Below are 19,210 nucleotides of genomic sequence, written 5' to 3' on the forward strand. Positions count from 1 at the left end.
TCAGTTGATGCCAAACACCACGCCCGCCGTGATCGCGATCTGCGACAGGATGCGGGTGATGTCGAGCGCGAACTGGCGGTTCTTCACGTCCACCTTGGGCAGCACCAGCACCTGGTCGCCGGCGTTCACGCGGGTGTTGCGGTCCAGGTCGCTGGCGTCGGCCTGCACGAAGCTGCCGTCCACGCGGGCCACCACCACGCGGGCGTTGTCGGCGTTTTGCGTGAAGCCGCCGGCGCGCTGGATGTAGTCGTTCACGCTCAGGCGCGGCTCAAAGGCCACGCTGTTGGGGAACAGCACTTCGCCGCTGATGAGCACCAGCCCGTCGCGGGTGGGGATGCGCAGCACGTCGCCGTTTTCCAGCATCAGCTCATTGCGGTTGCCGTTTTGCGCGATGAGCACCTGGCCCAGGGGTTCGATCTGCTTGGCGCGCTCCACCCACTGCAGGGTGAGATTGGCCTCTTGGGTGCGCAGGGAGGCTTCTTCGCCGCTGCCGCTGCGGGCGGTGAGCAGGGCGGTTTCCAGGCTGCGCAGGCTGGTGGCCAGCAGGTCTTTCTGGCGCTGCTTCACGCTTTGGCGGAAGAGCTGCACGTTTTGCATCTGCGAGCGGTCGTTGAGCTGGATGCGGCTGAGCAGGTCGCCCAGTTGGCTGCCATAGGGCAGCACGTATTCCTGCGGGCTGTCGTGTTCGCCTTCCACGCGCACGGTGATGGTGCCGGGCTTTTTGTCGGCGGTGAATTCGAGTTCGTCGCCGTTGCCCAGGCTCACCTGCGCGGCCTCGCCCAGGGCGTAGTACTCGGTGTTGCGCACGGTGCCGGTGTTGCGCACCACGCGCACGTGGGTGGCGGCGGCCTGGGGTTTGGCCAGGGCCATCAGGTCGGCCACGGTGCGGCGCTCGCCGCTGAACTCGAAGCGCCTGGCGTTGGCGGCCAGGCCGCTTACCTTCACGGTGTTCTGGCGCGGGGGCACGAAGATCACGTCGCCGCTGGCCAGTTGCAGCGTGGGCATGTGGCCTTGCAGCAGGAAGTCATACAGGTTCACGCGGCCACGGGTCTGCCCGTTGCGCTGCACTTGCACCTCAAGAAAGCTGCCGCGTTCGGGGTCGATGCCGCCGGCCTGGTCCAGGTAGTGCAGCAGGCTGTCCATGCTGGTGCCGCTGTACAGGCCGGGGCGCGGCACGAAGCCGCTGACGAACACGCGCACCGGTTGGGCTTCGGCCAGGCTGGCGTAGCTGCTCACGTTGGAGCGGTACACCCGGCCCACGGCGCGGGCCACCGTGGCTTGCAGGTCGGCGTTGCGCACGCCTCGCACGGCCACCGGGCCCACGTTGGGCACGAACACATTGCCTTGCGGGTCCACCACGAGCTGGGCGTCAAATTCAAACGCGCCCCACAGGCGCACCTGCACGCTGTCACCGGTGGCCACCACGTAGTCGGGGTTGAACACGGTCGCGCCCTCGCGGGCAAATGCGCCGGTGAAGAGCTGGGCGCCGAACACGTCGCTGCTCACCAGGGGGGCCGCTGTGGGCATGGGCGTCACGCGTGGCGCTGCTGCTGCGCCCAGGCTGGGCGCGCTGGCGCGGCCCTGAAACAGCGAGCCGGTGCGCCCGGGGGCTTGGGGCGAGGTGCTTAGCGCCGGGCTGGCAGCGCTGCCGCCTTGGGCATTGATGGCGTTTTGCAGGGCTTGCTGCTGTTCGGCGGTGAGCTGGGCGTGGGCCGCTGGCGCGGTGGAAATGGTCAGGGCCAGGGCCAGGGCGGGCAGGCAAGAGCAAAAAGAAAGGCGCATGGGGGTCAGTCCTGGTGGTCGCGCACGATGGCCAGCAGCAGTTGCAGCACGCCGGCCACCAGCAAGGCGGCCAGCGCGTACACCGTGGCGTTGTACAGGCGGCGGGGTTGCAGCGGGTGTTCGGGCAGGTTGGGCGACTGCATCACCTGCACCTTCTTGAGCGTGCGCGAGGCGTCCACCCGGCCGCGCTCCAGCGAGGTGAGGGCGGTGGTGAGCACGCGCTGGGCGAATTCGGCGTCGAGTTGCAGGCGCTGGAACTCTTCCACCGTCTTGTTCAGCGTGCCCCCCTCGGGCGCGGCCAGGCGGGCGCGTTCGCGCTTGAGCTGGTCTTCCACGGCGGCGATCTGCGCGTTCACCTCGGCCAGTTGCGGTGCCTTGGGTTGCAGAAAGCTCTGCAGGCCGGTGCGGCGGGTTTGCAGCTCGGCCAGCTGGGCCTCAAGCCGGGCCACGATGGCGGCCAGGTTCTCGGCCGTGGCCTGGGGCGAGACCAGGCCCTTGCGGTTCTGGTAGCTCAGCACGGCGGCGCGGGTCTGCTTCACGCGCTCGTTGAGTTCGCCCACCTGCCGCTCCAGAAACTGCACCTGCTCTTGCGCCAGCTCGTGGCCCAGCGCGTTCATGTGGCGTTCGCCCTCGGCCAGCAGGGCGGTGGTGATGGCCTGCGCCATCTCGGGCGTGTAGGCCTGGGCCTGGATCACCAGCACGCCAGAAAACTCGTCCAGCTCCACGCTCACGCGCTTGAGGAAGTGGCGGTGGAATTCTTCGATGGGGGCGTCGGTCTGCCACAGGCGCGAGAGCCAGTCGCCCTGGCCGCTGAAGTGCTCACGCAACTTGAGTTCGGCGTCGAGCTTGCGCAGCATGTCGATGGAGCGCAGGTGGTCGCGCAGCAGCAGCTGGTCGGCCCGGTTGCCGCCGGTGGCGCCGCTGATGAGGCTGGCGAAGTCCATGGTCTGGCCGCTGGAGAGGTCGGCCCGGGCCAGGGTCACGCGGGCCTCTGACACATAGCGGTCAGAGGCCACTGCCAGCCAGTAGGCGGTGCTCAGGGCAATGAACAGCGCGGCGGCCCACAGCACGGGGGCGCTGCGCCAGCGTGGCAGGCGAGAGAGAAGGCTCATGCGGAAATGCTTTCTTGGTACGCGGCCAGGGCGTCGTCGATGCGGTCGAACCAGTGGGCCTGGCCTTCGTGCAGCCAGATGCCCGCGGTGCAGAACTGTTTGAGGGTGGTGGCGCTGTGCGAGGTCATGATCAGGCTGGAGCGGCCCACCAGGTCTTTGAAGGCTTTGGCGGCCTTGGCCTGGAAGGCGGCGTCGCCGGTGGAGGTGACCTCGTCAGAGATGTAAACGTCGAAATCAAAGGCCAGCGACAGCGCGAACTGCAGGCGCGACTTCATGCCGCTGGAGTAGGTTTTGACGGGCTCGTCGAAGTAGCGGCCGATCTCGGCGAAGGCCTGAATGCGGTCGAGGATCGGCCCCATGTTGTCTTGCTGGCCGTGGATGCGGCAGATGAACTTGGCGTTCTGCCGCCCGCTTAGCGAGCCTTGCAGACCGCCGCCAAAGCCCATCGGCCAGGACACGCGGCAGGCGCGCACCACCTCGCCGCGGGTGGGCTGATCTGCCCCGCCGATGAGCCGAAGCAAGGTGGACTTGCCCGCGCCGTTTCTGCCGATGAGGCCCACATTGGTGTTCTTCGGGATCATCAGTTGGATGTCTCGAAGAACCCAAGGGCCTGCGCCGTGGTCGGTCTGGTAGCGCTTGTAGATGTTTCGCAGCTCAATCACAGGGAAATCAGTCGAGAGCGAAACCGGGCTTGCAGGGCCAGGCCAAGAAAAATGAGGACCAGGGTGCAGGCGTAAATAAAGCCCATGCTCATCTCTGGTGCGTGGTGGTAGTAGGGCGAGATGCCGGCCCGCACGGCTTCAACCCCGTGCGCGATCGGGTTGAACATGACCCATTCGCGCCACCCATGGGGAATGGCGGCGAGCGGGAAGACCGCTCCCGAAATCACCATCAGCGGCATCATGGCCAAATTCAGAATCTCCTTCGCCTCGGGAATCAGCTCAGAGGCAACCGATGCCGCGAGGCCCCACCCCAGCCCCAGCAGCCACAGGCCCAGGATGGCGTTGAGCACCAACAGGGGGTCTTCCAGCTGGAGGTGCACCCCCAGCAGCGCTTCGCCGGCAAAGACAATGACGGCCGTCAGCAGCATGACCAAGCCCTCCAGCCAGCTGCGCACCAGCACCGTGTCCACCGGGCGAACTTGTCGATAGGTGTAGAGGGCCAGGTTGGCGCCAATGGCGGCGGCGCCCTGCGTCGCAACCCGGCGGAACAGGAAGAAGGCCAGCATGCCCGAGGTAAGCCAAAGTGCGGTGTCCATGCCGCCCACGTGCGTCGCCCGGATGAGCCCAAACATCGCGACCATGAACCCGATCTGCGACACGGGCTCCATCAGCAGCCAAATGATTGCGCCCCGTCGCGAAAACATGCGCGCCACCGCTTCGCGCAGCAGCAGCGCGTGCCAGACCGACCAGGTGATGTGCCAGGCAGACCGGCTCATGGCGCGGGGTGGGCTTGCACCGACCAGAGTAGCGGCTCGCTGGCCAGGTCGTACACGTGGCAGGGCACCTGGGTGAGCGCGATGAGCTGTTCGATGAAGTGGTGGGTGTGCTCAGGGCTGGGCGGTGGCGTGCTGGCCCAAAAGTCGTCCAGCGGGCCACTGAAGCACAGCTTGGGCTGCTTGTAGAGCGCATCGCCCAGCACCGCCAAGGGCTTGTTGCGCATGAGCGCCTGCAGCCCCACCGTGCTGTTGATCACCACGACGCCCCGGGCATTCGTCACCAGCGTGGGGGTGTGGCCTTCCACCAGGTACACCACGCGGTCTTGCACGCCGAGCTGGCGCGTGAGTTCGCGCAGAAAGCGCGCCGGGCCGCGCCCGCCACGGGCGTGCGGATGCTGGCGCACCACCAGGCGGGTGTGCGCGGGCGCATGACGGGCAAAGGACGTAACCACCTCCACCAGAAAGTCGGTGGTGTTGTCGAAGCGGCTGTGGTGGGTGATTTGAGAGTCGCCGTCGTGCTGCAGGGGTACGAAGTAATAGGGCTGGTCGGCCAGGGCCTTCACCCGGGCGTGGTCGGGCAGCCACCGCCAGTGCTTTTTGAGCCACGAGGTCACCCAGTAGCGGCTGTGGTGCACCACGTCGGTTGGGCGGTGGTGCTGGTAGTGGGCAGACAGCGGCTGGCCCCAGTGCAGGTGCCAGTAGTGCCGGCAGGCGAACCAGGCCATCTGGCGGAAATGGTGATCAGACGGCGCCGGTCGCTGTGTCTGCACTCGCGGGCCCGGTGACACCGGCACCCACTGGTAACGCTGCAGGGTGTTCGAAAACCCGTTCACGCCGCCCAGTTCCATGGTCATGTAGCCCGGGCGGACGTATCCCTCTTCGGTGACCACCACTGCCAGGCCTCGTGCATTTGCCTGGGCGATGGCCAGGGCATGCAAGCGACGCGCTTGTCCGAACAGCACCAGGGTGTCGATACCCAGGCGTTGAATCAGCTCGTCCAGAAAAGCGGGCCACTCGCCGTGACCGCCGGAGTAGGCAATGGGGGTGAGGGCCTGGCAGTCGCGCTTGTCACCGGGGTGGAACACCACGCGGTGCACCTCGGCCCCCTGGGTGCGCAGCCAGCGCGTGAGGCGATCGAAAAAAGGGCCCACAGGCCCTTGCAGCAGGAGCACGCGTTTGGCGTGGGCAAGGCGCAGCAGGGCAGGATTGGATGACACCGCCGCGAGTGCTGGCGGGTGTGCGGGTGCGGGCGAGGCGGCCGTGCCAGCCTCAGGCAGCGGGTTGGTCAGCCATCTTGCCAATGGGGCGTCCTTCCTTGAATTTCCAGCGATTGCCCGTTGACAGGGCGTTTTCTTTTTGTCGCTGTGGCCAGTTCGCACGGCTCGTGGTGTGCGTTGGCTTGTAGGTAATCTGGACGATATTGTAGGTGTTTGACCTGAAGGAAATGAGCCTAGTGAAGAGGCGGAGAAACTTTAGCGTGAAAAATTGGCGGCTTTAAAACGAAGGCGCAGCCTAGGTGGGTGTGCCTTAATTCGTCTGGCGTAGCCCGCAGTGGGGACGGCTCGTTGACAGCCCTACGGACGAGGCAATTCACGGGCTCGGCTGGGCGTCGGGCGTGGGTTGGCCCAGGCCAGGTCTGGCGGCCCGCAGGAGAAGATGTGGGGGCGTTAGCCCGCAGGGTGGACGGTGGAGGCCGCGGCCAAGGTGTCCATCGCCAGGCACAGGTCGGCCCAGGCCTTGGCCTTGTCGGCCGGGGTGCGCAGCAGGTAGGCGGGGTGGTAGGTGACGACCACCGGCACGCCTTCGTAGTGGTGCACGCGGCCGCGCAGGCGGCCGATGGGGTCGGTGGTGTTCAGCAGGCTTTGCACCGCGAATCGGCCCATGGCGATGATCACGCGAGGCTTCACCAGGGCCACCTGGCGGGCCAGGTAAGGCTCGCAGCGCAGCACCTCATCGGGCGCGGGGTTGCGGTTGGCTGGCGGGCGGCACTTGAGCACGTTGGCGATGTACACGCCGCGCTCGTCGGTGGCCTGGCGGTCGTGCTGGATGGCGCGCAGCATGGCGTCGAGCAACTGGCCAGCCGGGCCCACGAAGGGCTCGCCCTGGCGGTCTTCCTGCTCGCCCGGGGCTTCGCCCACGATCATCACATTGGCCTGCGTCGAGCCCACGCCGAACACGGTTTGCGTGCGGCTGCGGCACAGGCCGCAGGCCTCGCAGGCGGCCACGGTGGCTTGCAGCTCGGGCCAGTCCATGCTGGCCACGGCTGAGGCAGGGGGGGCTTGAATCGGGGCCGGGGTGGCCGTGGGTGGCGCGGCTGGCTCGGGCGGGCGCGCCGAGGGGCGAGCGGGCGGCGCAGCCACGGGCGCGGCGGGTGCGGCGGGCGCGATGGCGGGTTCTGGCTGTGCCGCAGGCACCGGTGCTGGCGCTGGTGCGGGCGCTTCGGTGGCGGCTGGCGCCCACACCCGCACGCCCATCTCGGCCAGCATGGCGCGCTGGCGCGGGTCAAGCTGGGCCACGTAACTGGTGTCGGGCTCGCTCATGGCTGGCCTCCGATGCCCAGGCTCATGACGATGGCGTCTTCGCGCTCGAAGCTGCTCACCGGGTAGTAGCCGCGGCGCACGCCCACTTGCCGAAAACCGTAGCGTTCGTACAGGCGCCGCGCGGGGGCATTGCTTTGTCGCACCTCCAGCCACAGGGTGTTGGCGCCTTGTCCGCGCGACCAGGTGACCAGCGCGTCCAGCATGAGCCGCGCCCAGCCCTGGTGCTGGTGCACCGGGGCCACGGTGATGTTGAGCAGGTGCACCTCTTCCACGCCGGGCATGGCCACGAGGTAGCCGATAAGCACCTCTCCGCCGGGCACGGTGGGCAGGCCGGCGTCGCCGGGCAGGGGCTCACCCAGCAGCATCACGGCCGGGTAGCCCGAGTGCAACGAATCGTGGAAATGCCGGCGGTTCCAGGGGTGGGCATAGGCGGTGACCTCCACCGCGTGCACGGCGTCCAGCGCGTCTTCGCGCATGGGCACGAAGTGCACGCGCCGCGCGGGCGAGGCGGTAACGGGCTCGGGCCAGCGCAAGGCCGTGGCGGTGGTGTTCACGGCGTGGCCCCCTGGGCGCGTTGCTCGCGCTCGGCGGTCGTTTGGGCCACCTTGTCGCGCACATACAGCGGCATGGCCTGGCTGGCGGGCACGGCCGCACCCTGGGCGAACAGGGCCGGGGCCAGGCGCAGCAGCGCGGTGGCGGTGGGCAGGGCGGTGCGGCGCTGGCCGGGTGCGTGGGCCAGGCGCTCGGCGTAAGGGGTGAAGGCGTTGCCGGCCAGCAGGATGTGATCGTCGGCCTGCACCGGTGGCTGGGCCAGCCAGTTGGCCAGGGCCTCGGGCGCGCACAGGCGGGCGGGTGCCACGGCCTCAAGGCCTGACGGCGTGAGGGCGTAGGCCGCCAGGTAGATCTCGTTCATGCGCGCGTCCAGAAGGGGCACGAGGGTGCGGGGCGCGGACAGGCCGTCGGCCTCGTGGGCGTGGCGGGCTTCTTCGGCCAGCACCAGCAGCGTGTCCACCGGCAGCACGGGCAGGCCTTCGGGGTGGGCGTCGGTGCGGATGCCATAGGCCAGGCCCTGCGCCACGGCGCAGGCGGTGCGCAGGCCGGTGAACGAGCCGGGGCCTCGGGCAAAAGCGATGGCGCTGAGGTCGGCCAAGGCCCAGCCGGCCTCGGTCAGCAGGTGTTGCACGGCGGGCAGCAGCGTGGCCGAGGCCTGCGCCGCGCCCGGGCCGCTGTGGGCCCACACCGGGTCGCCCGGCTGCCCGGTGCCCAGCGCCAGCGACAGGGTGTCGGTGCTGGTTTCAATGGCCAGGAAGCGGGGCGGTGGGGGCGGCAGGGGCATCGGCGGATTATCGGCCACGCCGGTCATGGGGCAGGTCGATAATGCCGCGATGCCCCGCCTCGCTGACCGCTTTCGTTTGTGGACACGCTCGCGCCTGGTCGCGGGCTTGTGGCTCTGCCTGGCCCTGCCGGCCTGCGCGCAATTTCGCGAGCCCTTGCCGGCCTCGGTGAACGGCGCCTTGCAGCGCGCCCAGGTGCCGCCCTCGGCCATGTCGGCCCTGGTGGTGGCGGTGGACTCGGGCGGCGCGGTGAAGCTGCGCCACCAGGCCGGCGAGCCGGTGAACCCGGCTTCGGTGATGAAGCTGGTCACCACCTACGCGGCCATTGATTTGCTGGGGGCTGACTACACCTGGCGCACCGGTTTCTACACCGATGGTGTGGTGGACAACGGCGCCCTGCGCGGCAACCTGTACGTGCGCGGCGGCGGCGACCCCAAGCTGGTGATCGAGCGGCTGCAAGAGGCGTTCGGGGCGCTGCGCGCGCGCGGGGTGTCGGTGATTTTGGGCGACATGGTGCTGGACCACAGCGCCTTCGATGTGCCCGAGCGCGACCCCGGCGCCTTCGACGGCGAGGCCCTGCGGCCCTACAACGCCACGCCCGACGCGCTGCTGGTGAACTTCAAGTCGGTGCTGCTGCGCTTCGTGCCCGACCCGGCCGCCGGCGTGGCGCGGGTGGTGAGCGAGCCGCCCCTGGCCCGCGTGGCCATTGACGCCACCGTGCCCCTGGGCCAGGGCCGCTGTGGCGACTGGCGCAGCGGCCTGCGCGCCGATTTCGGCCGCCCGGACGCCATTCGCTTCGCCGGGCGCTACCCGGCCGCCTGTGGTGAGCTGCAGTGGCCGGTGGCCTACCAAGAGCCAGGCAGCTACGCGGCGCGGGCGTTTGAAGGCATCTGGCGCGCCAGCGGCGGCCTGCTCACGGGTGTGGTGCGCGGCGGGCTCACCCCGCCTGGGGCCACCTTGTTGCACGAGGCGCGCTCGCTGCCGCTGGCGGACATCATCACCGACGTGAACCAGTGGAGCAACAACGTGATGGCGCAGCAGGTGTTCCTCACCCTGGGCCAGCTCGCGCCCGACCCGGTGCCCCAGCCCGCGCCCGCCGCCGCCCCGCGCAGCAGCTTCGAGCGCGCCCGCACCGTGGTGGCCGGCTGGTGGCGGCGCACCTTTGGCGAGCGCTTGCCCCAGCCGGTGCTGGACAACGGCTCGGGCCTGTCGCGCGACGAGCGCCTAACGTCCGAGGCGCTGGCGGGCCTGTTGCGCCACGCCGCGCGCCACCCGCAGGGGCAGCAGTTCATTCAAAGCCTGTCGCTGGCCGGTGTGCAGGGCACGGCCCAGCGCTACGGGCGCGACCCGCGCCAGGCCGCGCACGCCAACGCCTGGCTGAAAACGGGCACGCTGCGCGACGTGGTGGGCGTGGCCGGCTACGTGAACGGCCCGGGGGGTGTGCGTTACGCGGTGGTGGGCTTCGTCAACCACCCCAACGCCAGCGCGGCGCGCCCGGCGCTGGAGGCGCTGGTGGAGTGGGCGGCCAACCTGTCGGACGCCGCGCCATGAACTGGGCCGAACCCGTTGGCTTCGCCGCCGCTTTCCTCACCACGGCCAGCTTCGTGCCGCAGGCCTGGCTGACCTTCCGCACGCGCGACGTGAGCGGCATTTCGCTGGGCATGTACAGCGCCTTCACCCTGGGGGTGGCGCTGTGGCTGCTGTACGGCCTGAGCCTGCGCGCCTGGCCGGTGGTGGTGGCCAACGCCATCACCCTGGCCCTGGCGCTGGCCATCCTGGTGATGAAGCTGCGCTTTGGCCGGCGCCCGCCGGGCTGAGGCCTCAGCCCGCGCCGGCCAGGGCTGAGAGTTCGTGCGCGGCCTCGCCCAGCAGGGCCACGATGCGCTCCATGGCGGCGTCGTCCACCCGCGCGCTGGGGCCGTACACCGCCAGCGATCCCAGCACGCGCTGGTCGCCCGCGAACACCGGGGCGGCCATGGCCACCGCGCCTTTGATGAGTTCGTCGCGGCTGATGGCGTAGCCCTGGTCGCGGATGCGCACCAGCGCCTGGCGCAGCGCGGGCAGTTGCGCGGCCGGCACCTTGTCTTGCAGATAGGGCTCGGCATCGGGCACAAAGGCCAGGATGGCCCGGCCACTGGCGCCGTTGACCACGTTTTCGCTGTGGCCCACGCCGCGCTTGAAGCTCAGGGGCTGGGGGCTGGGCAGTTCGGCCACGCACACGCGCTCGCTGCCGCGCAGCAGCAGCAGGGCCACGGTCTCGCCGGTGGTCTCCCACAGGCGGCGCATCACCGGCTGCGCCAGATCGGCCAGGTTGGTGCCCGAGCCCCACACGTGCGCCAGGTGCGCCACCGACGGCCCTAGCTGAAAGCGCTGCGGCTCACCCGAGGCAAGGATGAAGCCGCGCATCTCCAGCGTGCGCAACAGGCGGTACAGCGTGGGGCGGCTCAGGTCCACCCGCTTGAGCAATTCGCTGGCGCTCAGGCTGCGGTCGCCCTGGCGAAAGGCCAGCAGGATGTCGAGCGCGCGGTCGACAGCGCGCACGCCCTCGGTGTCTTTGTTTTTCGGTTCCATGGTGGTGCTGGGCGGGGCCAAGCCCTCGACTTTAGGGTGATTTTGTCCGCTGTGTGGACATTGTGTTCATTTTCTTTGACTTGGATCAAATCGCATTTCCATAATGGACTGTCGTCTCAACAGGCGTACAGATTTGACCCCGTCGCCCCGCCCCCCGAGGAGAACACCATGAACAAAGAAATGTCCGAAACCCTGACCCGCGTCGGCCCCGGCACCCGCATGGGCAACCTGCTGCGCCGTTATTGGGTGCCCGCGCTCATGTCCAGCGAGATCGCCGAGCCCGATGGCCCGCAGGTGCGCGTGAAGCTGCTGGGCGAGAAGCTGCTGGCCTTTCGCAACAGCGACGGCCAGGCCTGCCTGATCAGCGAGTTCTGCTCGCACCGTGGCGTGTCGCTGTACTTCGGCCGCAATGAAGAAAACGGCATCCGCTGCGCCTACCACGGCGTGAAGTTCGACGGCATGGGCCACTGCGTGGACGTGCCGTCTTCTCCCCAGGCCTGTGCGCGCATGCACATCAAGGGCTACCCCTGCATCGAGCGCGGCGGCATTGTGTGGACCTACATGGGCCCCGCCAACGAGCAGCCCGCCCCGCCCGAGCTGGAGTGGTGCACCCTGCCGCCCGAGCACGTGTTCGTGTCCAAGCGCCTGCAGTACTCCAACTGGCTGCAGGCCATGGAGGGCGGCATCGACACGGCGCACGTGTCGTACGTGCATCGCTACGAGGTGGACACCGACCCCATGCACCAAGGCGTGAAGGCACTGGACTACATCAAGGCCGACGGCAACGTGGTGTTCGAGATCGAGAAGCAGCCCTTCGGCCTGAGCCTGTTTGGCCGCCGCAACGGCGAGCCCGACAGCTACTACTGGCGCATCACCCAGTGGCTGTTCCCCTGGTTCACGCTGATCGCCCCGTTCGGCGAGCACGCCCTGGGCGGCCACGTGTGGGTGCCCATTGACGACGAAAATTGCTGGGCCTGGAGCATCAACTGGCAACCGCACCGCCCGCTCACGCAAGAAGAGCTGGACGCCATGCGAGCCGGCCAGGGCATTCACGTGGAGTACGAAGCCCCGGGCAGCTTCGTGCCCAAGGCCAACCGCGACAACGACTACATGATCGACCGCGTGGCCCAGCAGGAAAAGCGCTCGTATAGCGGCGTGTTCGGCTTCTCGGCACAAGACTATTCGCTGCAGGAAAGCATGGGCCCCATTCAAGACCACGAGGCCGAGCAACTGCTGCCCACCGACAAGGCCATCGTGATGGCGCGGCGAATGCTGCAAGAGGCCGCGCTGGGCTTGCAAGAGGGCCACACCCCGCCCGCCCTGGACGCCAGCGTGCAGCGCGTGCGCCCGGCCGGCGTGCTGCTGCCGCGCGAGCAAGACCCGGTGGAATGGGCCCGCGAGCAACTGGCCGACAGCCTGGACAAGCCGGTGATCAGCCTCTGAGCCCCGGCCACTTTTTCCCCACGACAACACAGGAGACAACCATGAAGAACTTCCGACAACTCGCCGCGGCGGCGGCCATCGCCCTGGGCACCACCTTGGCGTGCGGCGCGGCCTGGGCCCAGGCGGACTGGGCGCCCAGCAAGCCGGTGCGCATCGTGGTGCCCATCGTGGGCAGCACCAACGACGTGCTGGCCCGCATCGTGGCGCCCAAGCTGCAAGAGGTGTTTGGCCAACCCTTCGTGGTGGAGAACAAAGGCGGCGCGGGCGGCAACATCGGCGCGCTGGACGTGGTGCGTTCGGCGCCTGATGGCCACACCCTGCTGGTGGGCTACAACGGGCCGCTGGCGATCAACGTCACCTTGTTCGACAAGATGCCGTTCGACCCCACCAAAGACCTGGCGCCCATCACCCTGGCGGTGAAGGCCCCGCAGTACCTGGTGGTGAACCCCGCCACCGGCATCACCTCGGTGCAAGACTTCATCGCCAAGGCCAAGGCCAACCCGGGCAAGTACTCCTACGGCTCGGTGTCCATGGGCAGCGCCTCGCACCTGACCATGGAAATGATGAAGTCGGCCGCCGGCTTTCGCATGACCCACATCCCCTACCGTGGCGCCGGCCCCGCCGTGGCCGACCTGGTGGCGGGCAATGTGCAGGCCGGCTTCTTCGTGCCCGGCAACGTGCAGGGCTTCGTGAAGGAAGGCAAGCTCAAGCTGCTGGCCACCTCTGGCCACAAGCGCTTCCCCAGCACGCCCGATATCCCCACGCTCAGCGAGTCGGGCCTGAAGGACTTTGAGGCCACCTCGTGGATCGGCTTCCTGGCCCCGGCCGGCACGCCTGCCCACATCGTCAACCGCTACAACCAGGAGATGGTCAAGATCCTCAACTCGCCCGAGGTGAAGGCGCGCCTGGTCGAAATGGAGTTCGACGTGGTGGCCAGCTCGCCCAAGCAGTTCAGCGACTGGATCCGCACCGAGATCACGCGCTGGGGCCAGGTCATCAAAGACACCGGCGCCAAGGCGGAGTGAGCGGCATGAGCGAACCCAGAATGGCGGGCCGCCGCGCCCTCATCACCGGTGGCGGTGGCGGCATCGGCGCGGCCACGGCGCGCGTGTTCGTGCAAGAGGGCGCGGCCGTGCTGCTGGTGGACGCCGACGCCCAGGCCCTGGCCCGCACCCAGGCCGCGCTGCTTCAGGCCCACCCCGATGCCCGCGTGCTCACCGTGGCCGCCGACGTGAGCGACGAGGCCGCCGCCCAGGCGGCGGTGGACCAGGCCGTGGCCGCCTGGGGCGGGCTGGACGCCCTGGTGAACAACGCCGCCATGCGCAACTACAGCGCCGCCGCCAACGCCACGCCCGCCGAGTGGCAGGCCATGGTGGCGGTGAACCTGGTGGGCATGTCCAACTACTGCCGCGCGGCGCTGCCGGCGCTGCGCGCATCAGGCCAGGGCAGCATCGTGAACGTCTCGTCTTGCTACGCCGTCACGGGCCGCAAGGGCATGGCGCTGTACGACGCCACCAAGGCCGCGCAGCTCGCCTACACCCGCTCGCTGGCCTTTGAGGAATCGCCCAATGGCGTGCGCGCCAACGCGGTCTGCCCTGGCTCCACGCTCACCGACTTTCACGTCGGCCGGGCGCAGACGGCCGGCAAGAGCGTGGAGCAGCTCAAGGGTGAGCGGCGCGACACCTCGCTCATCGGCCGCTGGGCCGACCCCGAAGAGATCGCCTGGCCTATCCTCTGGATGTCATCGCGCGAGGCATCGTTCATCACCGGCACCACGCTGCTGGTGGACGGTGGCCTGCACATCATGTGAGGCCCGGGGCCCCAGCCGGGGCCCCGTTTTCTTTTTCTTTCTCCCTCTGCTCATGTCTTCCCCCACCTTGCAGGCGCTGGTGTTCAACCTGCGCCACGAAGCCCGCGGCATCATCAGCGTCGAACTGCGGCCCGCCCCTGAGGGCGAGCGCTGGCCCGAGGTCGAGGCCGGCGCCCACATTGACCTGCACCTGGGCAACGGCATGGTGCGCAGCTACTCGCTCACCAACCCCGGCGAGTGCCACCGCTACGTGGTGGCCGTGCTGAACGACCCGCGCAGCCGAGGCGGCTCACGCTACGTGCACGAGCAGTTGCGCGTGGGTCAGGTCATCACCATCGGTGCGCCGCGCAACCACTTCCGGCTGGACGAGGCCGCGCCGCAATCGGTGCTGCTGGCCGGGGGCATCGGCATCACGCCCCTGCTGGCCATGTGCCGCCGCCTGGTGGCGCTGGGCCGGCCGGCTCAGTTGATCTACTGCGCCCGCTCGCGGCGCGAGGCCGCTTTTCTGCAGGCCATCGAGGCTGAGCGCGAGCGCTCGGGCGGCGCCCTGCGGGTGAGCCTGCGCTTCGACGATGAGCACGGTGGCCCGCCCGACTTGCAGGCCCTGCTGGCCGGCCGCCCCGCCGACACGCACTTCTATTCCTGCGGCCCCGGCCCCATGCTCGACGCCTTCGAGCGCGCCTGCGAGGCCCTGGGCCAGACCCATGTGCACCTGGAGCGCTTCGCCGCCGCGCCCACTGCCGAGGCACCCGCCCCGGCAGCGGGCGCGTACACGGTGGAGTTGCGCCAATCGGGCAAGACCTTCGCGGTGCCAGCAGGCGTGTCGCTGCTGGACGCCATGCTGGAGGCGGGTGGCGACCCGGCCTTCAGTTGCCGCGAAGGCGTGTGCGGTGCCTGCGAGACCCGCGTGATCGAGGGGGAGGTGGACCACCACGACCACATCCTCACCAAGTCGGAGCGGGCGGCCAACAAGTCCATGATGATTTGCGTCTCGCACTGCCGCTCGGCGCGGCTGGTGCTGGACGCCTGAGGCACACCGGGGGCGGCCGGCCCCCGCAAAAACCCGCTGTTCGCCGCCGGTGTCCGTCCCCTAGCATGGGGACGCAATTCCACTTTGTGCAATTCAATTGGAGACAAACGATGCGGCAAGTGCGGTGGTGGGCAGTGGCAGCGGTGACGGGGCTGTTGGTGGCGTGCGGCGGCGGGGACAACCCGCCACCGGTCACCACCTCGTCGGTGAAAGTGGTGGGCGACAGCCTCGCCGACAGTGGCACTTTTTCTGGCCTCAAGTTCACCGTGCAGGGCAACGCCATCTGGACCGAGCGGGTGACGAGTTCGGTGGGTGCGCCCGCCCTGTGCCCGCGCTACATCGCGCAGAGCGCCAGCCTGGTGGTGGCCAACCCCACGGCCACGGCCTGCACCAGCTATGGCGTGGGTGGGGCGCGCATCAACCCCGAGGGCCTGGTGGGCGACACCACGCCCTTCTCGGTGGTGCAGCAGCTCGCCACGCTGGCGTCCGAGAAGCCCTACAGCCCCGACCAGCTCTTGCTGGTGGACGGCGGTGGCAACGACGTGGCCGACCTGACGGGCAAGTACCTGGCGGCGGGCGGTGACAGCGGCCTGGCCTTCACCACGCTGGCGGGTGAACTGCTCACGCCCCAGGAAATCACCGGTGCAGGCACCCTGCCCGCCGTGGGCACCCTCTACATGCAGCGCCTGGCCGACAAGCTGGCCGATGCCATCACCACCCACGCGCTCAACCGCGACGCCAGCCGCGTGGTGGTGCTCACCGTGCCCGACGTGACCGTGACGCCGCGCTTCCTCGCGGTGCTGGCCGGCGTGGCTCTGCAAGTGAACAGCCAGCCGGGCGCCTCGCCCGGCGACGGCGAAGCCGTGGCGGCGGACGTGAAGGCCCTGGTCAATGCCTGGGTGCAGGCTTTCAACGCCCAGTTGCGCTCGCGCCTGGGCGCGCAGTCGCGCGTGGCCATTGTGGATTTCTACGCCTCGCTCAACCAGTGGGTGAGCGCGCCGGCCAGTTATGGCCTCACCAACGCCACCACGCCGGCGTGCCCGCGCGTGGGCACTGACAGTTCGGGCCTGCCCACCTACGACATCGCCAATTGCACCGCCACGCTGCTGGACACGCCGCCGCTGCCCGTTGGCGAGACCGCCGCCGGCTGGTGGCAAACCTATGTGTTCTCCGACAACTTCCACGGCACCCCGCGCACCAACGAGCTGATGGCGCAAACCGTGGTGCAGGCCCTTGTGGCCAAAGGCTGGAAGTAAGCCGGCCCAGGCGTGGCCGCTCAGGCGGCGGCGCGCTGCAGGCGGTCGCGCACGCCGTCCCACTCGGGCGCGGCGGGCGGCGTTTCCACCCAGATCAGCTTCACGCCGCTGGCGTCCAGTTCGCGCAGGGCGGCGAACAGGTCTTGTGCGCAGGCGGCCGCGTCAAGCGGCATGGGGCGCAGGGTCACGCCGCGTGCGGCCTTGAGCGGGGTGCGCGCGTACACCGCGATGTGCCGGGCGTCAGGCCCCAGCAAATCGAGCGCGGCTTGCAGGGCCTGGGCGTCCATCAGGCGCACCTTGGCGCTGGGCGCGTAGTGCGAGGCCAGCGTGCCCGAGGCCTTGGGCGCGGCCTCGTCGCGGGCGCGAATGGGCTGGCCGGCCACGGCCTGCAATTGTTCGGGCGTGATCATGCCGGGGCGCATGAGCACCGGCACGCCACGCGAGGCATCGACGATGGTGGACTCAATGCCCACCGGGCAGGCCCCGCCGTCCAGGATCAGCAGCTCGGCATCGCCCAGTGCCTCGAACTCGCTGGCCACGTGGGCGGCGGTGGTGGGGCTCACGCGGCCAAAGCGGTTGGCGCTGGGGGCGGCCACGCCGTGCACGCCGTGGCGCGCGGCGGCGCTCAGCAGCGCCTGCGCCACCGGGTGTGAAGGGCAGCGCAGGCCCACCGAGCTTTGCCCGCCTGCGGCCACGGCGGCCACCTCGGGCCGGCGCGGCAGGATGAGGGTGAGCGGGCCAGGCCAGAAGGCCTCCATCAGGCGCCAGGCGAAGTCGGGCACGCTGTGCGCGTAGTGCGAAACGCCCGCGCGCCAGCCGTGCTCGCCCTCGCCGGGGGCCAGGTGCACGATGAGCGGGTGGTCGGCCGGGCGGCCCTTGGCGGCGAACACCTGGCTCACGGCCGTGGCGTTGTCGGCATCGGCGGCCAGGCCGTACACGGTTTCGGTGGGCATGCCCACCAGCGAGCCGCTGGCCAGGCGCTGCGCGGCCTGCTCAATGGCGGCGGGGGCTTGCGCTTGCAGCAGCAGCGGCATGGCGGGTCAGCCCACCAGGGCCGGCAGGCCCAGCAGGGCCAGGACGCGCGCGGTGGTCTCGCGCACGGCGGCCACGCTGGGGCCAGTGATGTTGAGGTGGCCCATCTTGCGGCCGGGGCGCGCGCTGAGCTTGCCGTACAGGTGCAGGTGGGTGCCGGGCAGGGCCAGCACCTGCGCCCAGGGCGGCGACACCGCCTCGGCGCTGGCCTGCGGGCGCACGCCGTTGGGGTTGAACCAGAGGTCGCCCAGCAGGTTCACCATGATCGCCGGGCTGTGCTGGCGCGGGGTGGGCAGGGGCAGGCCGGCCAGGGCGCGCACCTGCGCCTCGAACTGCGACAGGTCGCAGGCGTTCTGCGTGTAGTGGCCGCTGTTGTGCGGGCGCGGGGCCATTTCGTTGACCACCAGGTCCAGGGCGCCGGCCTCGTTCTTCACCACGAAGTACTCCACGCACAGCACGCCCACGTAGTTCAGGTGCTGGGCAATGGCCAGGGTGGCGGCCTGGGCGCGCTGGGCCAGATCGGCCGGCACGGCGCCTTCGAACACCTCGGTCAGCGCCAGGATGCCGTCGATGTGGGTGTTCTTCTGCACCGGGAAGCTCACGGCCTGCCCGTCGGCGCCGCGCGCCACGATGACCGAGCATTCCGACACCAGTTGCAGGCGCTTCTCCAGCACGCAGGCCACGCTGCCCAGGCCTTGCCAGGCGCTGGCCAGATCGGCGCGGCTGGCCACGCCCACCTGGCCCTTGCCGTCGTAGCCCAGGCGGGCGGTTTTCAGGATGCCGGGGAAGAGGTGGTCGGGCACCTGGGCCAGGTCGGCCTCGGTCTCGATGGCCGCGTTCGGGCCCGGGGCCACGCCGCTGATGGCGGCGGCCTGCGCGAAGTGGGCCTTTTCCTTGATACGGTCTTGCGCGATGCCCACGCACTTGGCCGAGGGCGCCACCGGCCGGTGCGCGCCCAGCGTGACCAGCGCGGGCGCGGGCACGTTTTCGAACTCGGTGGTGATGGCGTCGCAGCGCTGCATGAGCTGGGCCAGGCCCTGCTCGTCGTCGTACGCGGTCTTGATGTGGTGGTGGCTGATCAGGCCGGCTGGGCTGGCCGGGTCGGGATCGAGCACCGCCGTGAAATAGCCCATTGCCTGCGCGGCCTGCACGAACATGCGGCCGAGCTGGCCGCCGCCCATCACGCCCAGGGTCATCTGTTGGCCGCGGTCGGACAGGGCGCCGGGCAGAAGGGTCTTTTGGCTCATGGGTCTTGGGTTCAAACGGGAAGCGTCATGGCGCGGGCGGCTTCGGTCTGCTGCGCACGGAAGGCCAGCAGCTTCTCGCGCAGGGCCGGGTCTTCGTTGGCCAGCATGGCCACGGCAAACAGCGCGGCGTTGGCCGCGCCGGCCGCGCCGATGGCGAAGGTGGCCACTGGCACGCCCTTGGGCATCTGCACGATGCTGTGCAGCGAGTCCACGCCCGACAGGGCCTTGGTCTGCACCGGCACACCCAGCACCGGCACCACGGTTTTGGAGGCGATCATGCCGGGCAGGTGGGCCGCGCCGCCGGCGCCAGCGATGATGGCCTTCAGGCCCCGGCCCACGGCGGCTTCGGCGTAGGCGAACATGTCGTCGGGCATGCGGTGGGCCGAGACCACGCGGGCCTCGTGCGCGATGCCGAAGTCCTTGAGGATCTGCACGGCGTGTTGCATGGTGTCCCAGTCGCTGCTGGAACCCATGACCACGCCCACGGAGATGGCGTTCATGGGGGGGCTTTCTGCCGGGGCGCGTGCGCCAGGGCGGTGTCGGGGTGGGAAGGGGCTCGGAAGCCGGGGGCGGCTCCGGTAAAGTGGCGATTTTACGTTTCGTCCCCGTTTCGAG

General features: G+C 69.5%; 19 protein-coding genes. 7 read left to right on the plus strand and 12 right to left on the minus strand.

Annotation, left to right across the window (positions count from 1 at the left end):
* The 8 genes from ACE3RQ_RS05115 to tsaB all read right to left on the minus strand — a co-directional run bounded on the left by ACE3RQ_RS05115 (position 1) and on the right by tsaB (position 8,208).
* Positions 1 to 1,782, minus strand: coding sequence for a polysaccharide biosynthesis/export family protein (locus tag ACE3RQ_RS05115; protein ID WP_374520579.1), 1,782 nt, complete (start codon positions 1,780 to 1,782; stop codon positions 1 to 3).
* Between the two features lie 5 nt (positions 1,783 to 1,787).
* Positions 1,788 to 2,894, minus strand: coding sequence for a chain-length determining protein (locus ACE3RQ_RS05120; RefSeq protein ID WP_374520581.1), 1,107 nt, complete (start codon positions 2,892 to 2,894; stop codon positions 1,788 to 1,790).
* Entirely contained in the window at positions 2,891 to 3,556 is a 666-nt protein-coding gene (locus ACE3RQ_RS05125) for an ABC transporter ATP-binding protein (protein ID WP_374520583.1), read from the minus strand. The genes ACE3RQ_RS05120 and ACE3RQ_RS05125 overlap by 4 nt, the downstream gene beginning before the upstream one ends.
* On the minus strand, positions 3,553 to 4,332 hold the full coding sequence (locus ACE3RQ_RS05130; protein WP_374520585.1) for an ABC transporter permease: 780 nt from the start codon (positions 4,330 to 4,332) through the stop codon (positions 3,553 to 3,555). The genes ACE3RQ_RS05125 and ACE3RQ_RS05130 overlap by 4 nt, the downstream gene beginning before the upstream one ends.
* Positions 4,329 to 5,633, minus strand: coding sequence for a capsule polysaccharide biosynthesis (locus tag ACE3RQ_RS05135; protein ID WP_374520587.1), 1,305 nt, complete (start codon positions 5,631 to 5,633; stop codon positions 4,329 to 4,331). Before ACE3RQ_RS05135 ends, ACE3RQ_RS05130 begins: the two co-directional genes overlap by 4 nt.
* Positions 5,634 to 5,999: 366 nt before the next feature.
* Positions 6,000 to 6,872, minus strand: a complete 873-nt coding sequence (locus ACE3RQ_RS05140; protein ID WP_374520589.1) for a uracil-DNA glycosylase family protein — start codon at positions 6,870 to 6,872, stop codon at positions 6,000 to 6,002.
* Positions 6,869 to 7,348 (minus strand): ribosomal protein S18-alanine N-acetyltransferase, encoded by a 480-nt coding sequence (gene rimI / locus ACE3RQ_RS05145; RefSeq protein WP_374521196.1) that lies wholly within the window; start codon positions 7,346 to 7,348, stop codon positions 6,869 to 6,871. Before rimI ends, ACE3RQ_RS05140 begins: the two co-directional genes overlap by 4 nt.
* 74 nt (positions 7,349 to 7,422) lie before the next feature.
* Positions 7,423 to 8,208 (minus strand): tRNA (adenosine(37)-N6)-threonylcarbamoyltransferase complex dimerization subunit type 1 TsaB, encoded by a 786-nt coding sequence (gene tsaB, locus ACE3RQ_RS05150; protein ID WP_374520591.1) that lies wholly within the window; start codon positions 8,206 to 8,208, stop codon positions 7,423 to 7,425.
* A gap of 49 nt (positions 8,209 to 8,257) precedes the next feature.
* On the opposite strand from tsaB, the gene dacB reads away from it, so the two are divergent.
* Together dacB and ACE3RQ_RS05160 are read left to right on the plus strand one after the other, a co-directional pair.
* Positions 8,258 to 9,757, plus strand: coding sequence for a D-alanyl-D-alanine carboxypeptidase/D-alanyl-D-alanine-endopeptidase (gene dacB / locus ACE3RQ_RS05155; RefSeq protein ID WP_374520593.1), 1,500 nt, complete (start codon positions 8,258 to 8,260; stop codon positions 9,755 to 9,757).
* On the plus strand, positions 9,754 to 10,023 hold the full coding sequence (locus tag ACE3RQ_RS05160; RefSeq protein ID WP_374520595.1) for a SemiSWEET transporter: 270 nt from the start codon (positions 9,754 to 9,756) through the stop codon (positions 10,021 to 10,023). Before dacB ends, ACE3RQ_RS05160 begins: the two co-directional genes overlap by 4 nt.
* A gap of 4 nt (positions 10,024 to 10,027) precedes the next feature.
* On the opposite strand, the gene ACE3RQ_RS05165 is transcribed toward ACE3RQ_RS05160, so the two are convergent.
* Positions 10,028 to 10,777: an IclR family transcriptional regulator gene (locus ACE3RQ_RS05165; protein ID WP_374520597.1), complete on the minus strand. Its 750-nt coding sequence runs from the start codon at positions 10,775 to 10,777 to the stop codon at positions 10,028 to 10,030.
* Between the two features lie 168 nt (positions 10,778 to 10,945).
* Here ACE3RQ_RS05165 and ACE3RQ_RS05170 point away from each other — a divergent pair, with 168 nt between their 5' ends.
* From ACE3RQ_RS05170 to ACE3RQ_RS05190, 5 genes are all read left to right on the plus strand, one after another.
* Positions 10,946 to 12,220, plus strand: a complete 1,275-nt coding sequence (locus ACE3RQ_RS05170; RefSeq protein ID WP_374520599.1) for a Rieske 2Fe-2S domain-containing protein — start codon at positions 10,946 to 10,948, stop codon at positions 12,218 to 12,220.
* A gap of 41 nt (positions 12,221 to 12,261) precedes the next feature.
* Positions 12,262 to 13,245 (plus strand): Bug family tripartite tricarboxylate transporter substrate binding protein, encoded by a 984-nt coding sequence (locus tag ACE3RQ_RS05175; RefSeq protein ID WP_374520601.1) that lies wholly within the window; start codon positions 12,262 to 12,264, stop codon positions 13,243 to 13,245.
* 5 nt (positions 13,246 to 13,250) lie between these two features.
* Positions 13,251 to 14,030 (plus strand): SDR family NAD(P)-dependent oxidoreductase, encoded by a 780-nt coding sequence (locus ACE3RQ_RS05180; RefSeq protein WP_374520603.1) that lies wholly within the window; start codon positions 13,251 to 13,253, stop codon positions 14,028 to 14,030.
* Between the two features lie 52 nt (positions 14,031 to 14,082).
* A complete protein-coding gene (locus tag ACE3RQ_RS05185) occupies positions 14,083 to 15,060 on the plus strand; it encodes a 2Fe-2S iron-sulfur cluster-binding protein (RefSeq protein WP_374520605.1) in 978 nt (325 codons plus the stop codon).
* A 110-nt stretch (positions 15,061 to 15,170) separates the two neighbouring features.
* The gene (locus tag ACE3RQ_RS05190) at positions 15,171 to 16,316 is read left to right on the plus strand and encodes an SGNH/GDSL hydrolase family protein (protein ID WP_374520607.1); all 1,146 of its coding nucleotides are present in this window, start codon (positions 15,171 to 15,173) and stop codon (positions 16,314 to 16,316) included.
* A 20-nt stretch (positions 16,317 to 16,336) separates the two neighbouring features.
* On the opposite strand, the gene ACE3RQ_RS05195 is transcribed toward ACE3RQ_RS05190, so the two are convergent.
* Genes ACE3RQ_RS05195 through purE form a run of 3 tightly spaced genes read right to left on the minus strand, consistent with a single transcriptional unit; the run spans position 16,337 to position 19,095 of the window.
* The gene (locus ACE3RQ_RS05195; protein WP_374521198.1) at positions 16,337 to 17,344 is read right to left on the minus strand and encodes an L-threonylcarbamoyladenylate synthase; all 1,008 of its coding nucleotides are present in this window, start codon (positions 17,342 to 17,344) and stop codon (positions 16,337 to 16,339) included.
* Positions 17,345 to 17,356: 12 nt separating this feature from the next.
* Positions 17,357 to 18,595, minus strand: a complete 1,239-nt coding sequence (locus tag ACE3RQ_RS05200) for a 5-(carboxyamino)imidazole ribonucleotide synthase (protein WP_374520609.1) — start codon at positions 18,593 to 18,595, stop codon at positions 17,357 to 17,359.
* A gap of 11 nt (positions 18,596 to 18,606) precedes the next feature.
* Positions 18,607 to 19,095 (minus strand): 5-(carboxyamino)imidazole ribonucleotide mutase, encoded by a 489-nt coding sequence (gene purE, locus ACE3RQ_RS05205; RefSeq protein WP_374520611.1) that lies wholly within the window; start codon positions 19,093 to 19,095, stop codon positions 18,607 to 18,609.
* Positions 19,096 to 19,210: the final 115 nt, after the last annotated feature.

This window comes from Hydrogenophaga sp. (assembly GCF_041913525.1).
GTDB lineage: Bacteria > Pseudomonadota > Gammaproteobacteria > Burkholderiales > Burkholderiaceae_C > Hydrogenophaga.

Excerpts from the sequence above, each read along its gene's own strand:
- ACE3RQ_RS05115 (WP_374520579.1), bottom strand. The coding sequence starts at position 1,782 with ATGCGCCTTTCTTTTTGCTCTTGCCTGCCCGCCCTGGCCCTGGCCCTG.
- ACE3RQ_RS05120 (WP_374520581.1), bottom strand. The coding sequence starts at position 2,894 with ATGAGCCTTCTCTCTCGCCTGCCACGCTGGCGCAGCGCCCCCGTGCTG.
- ACE3RQ_RS05130 (WP_374520585.1), bottom strand. The coding sequence starts at position 4,332 with ATGAGCCGGTCTGCCTGGCACATCACCTGGTCGGTCTGGCACGCGCTG.
- ACE3RQ_RS05140 (WP_374520589.1), bottom strand. The coding sequence starts at position 6,872 with ATGAGCGAGCCCGACACCAGTTACGTGGCCCAGCTTGACCCGCGCCAG.
- rimI (WP_374521196.1), bottom strand. The coding sequence starts at position 7,348 with ATGCGCGAAGACGCGCTGGACGCCGTGCACGCGGTGGAGGTCACCGCC.
- tsaB (WP_374520591.1), bottom strand. The coding sequence starts at position 8,208 with ATGCCCCTGCCGCCCCCACCGCCCCGCTTCCTGGCCATTGAAACCAGC.
- dacB (WP_374520593.1), top strand. The coding sequence starts at position 8,258 with ATGCCCCGCCTCGCTGACCGCTTTCGTTTGTGGACACGCTCGCGCCTG.
- ACE3RQ_RS05160 (WP_374520595.1), top strand. The coding sequence starts at position 9,754 with ATGAACTGGGCCGAACCCGTTGGCTTCGCCGCCGCTTTCCTCACCACG.
- ACE3RQ_RS05165 (WP_374520597.1), bottom strand. The coding sequence starts at position 10,777 with ATGGAACCGAAAAACAAAGACACCGAGGGCGTGCGCGCTGTCGACCGC.
- ACE3RQ_RS05170 (WP_374520599.1), top strand. The coding sequence starts at position 10,946 with ATGAACAAAGAAATGTCCGAAACCCTGACCCGCGTCGGCCCCGGCACC.
- ACE3RQ_RS05175 (WP_374520601.1), top strand. The coding sequence starts at position 12,262 with ATGAAGAACTTCCGACAACTCGCCGCGGCGGCGGCCATCGCCCTGGGC.
- ACE3RQ_RS05180 (WP_374520603.1), top strand. The coding sequence starts at position 13,251 with ATGAGCGAACCCAGAATGGCGGGCCGCCGCGCCCTCATCACCGGTGGC.
- ACE3RQ_RS05185 (WP_374520605.1), top strand. The coding sequence starts at position 14,083 with ATGTCTTCCCCCACCTTGCAGGCGCTGGTGTTCAACCTGCGCCACGAA.
- ACE3RQ_RS05190 (WP_374520607.1), top strand. The coding sequence starts at position 15,171 with ATGCGGCAAGTGCGGTGGTGGGCAGTGGCAGCGGTGACGGGGCTGTTG.
- ACE3RQ_RS05200 (WP_374520609.1), bottom strand. The coding sequence starts at position 18,595 with ATGAGCCAAAAGACCCTTCTGCCCGGCGCCCTGTCCGACCGCGGCCAA.
- purE (WP_374520611.1), bottom strand. The coding sequence starts at position 19,095 with ATGAACGCCATCTCCGTGGGCGTGGTCATGGGTTCCAGCAGCGACTGG.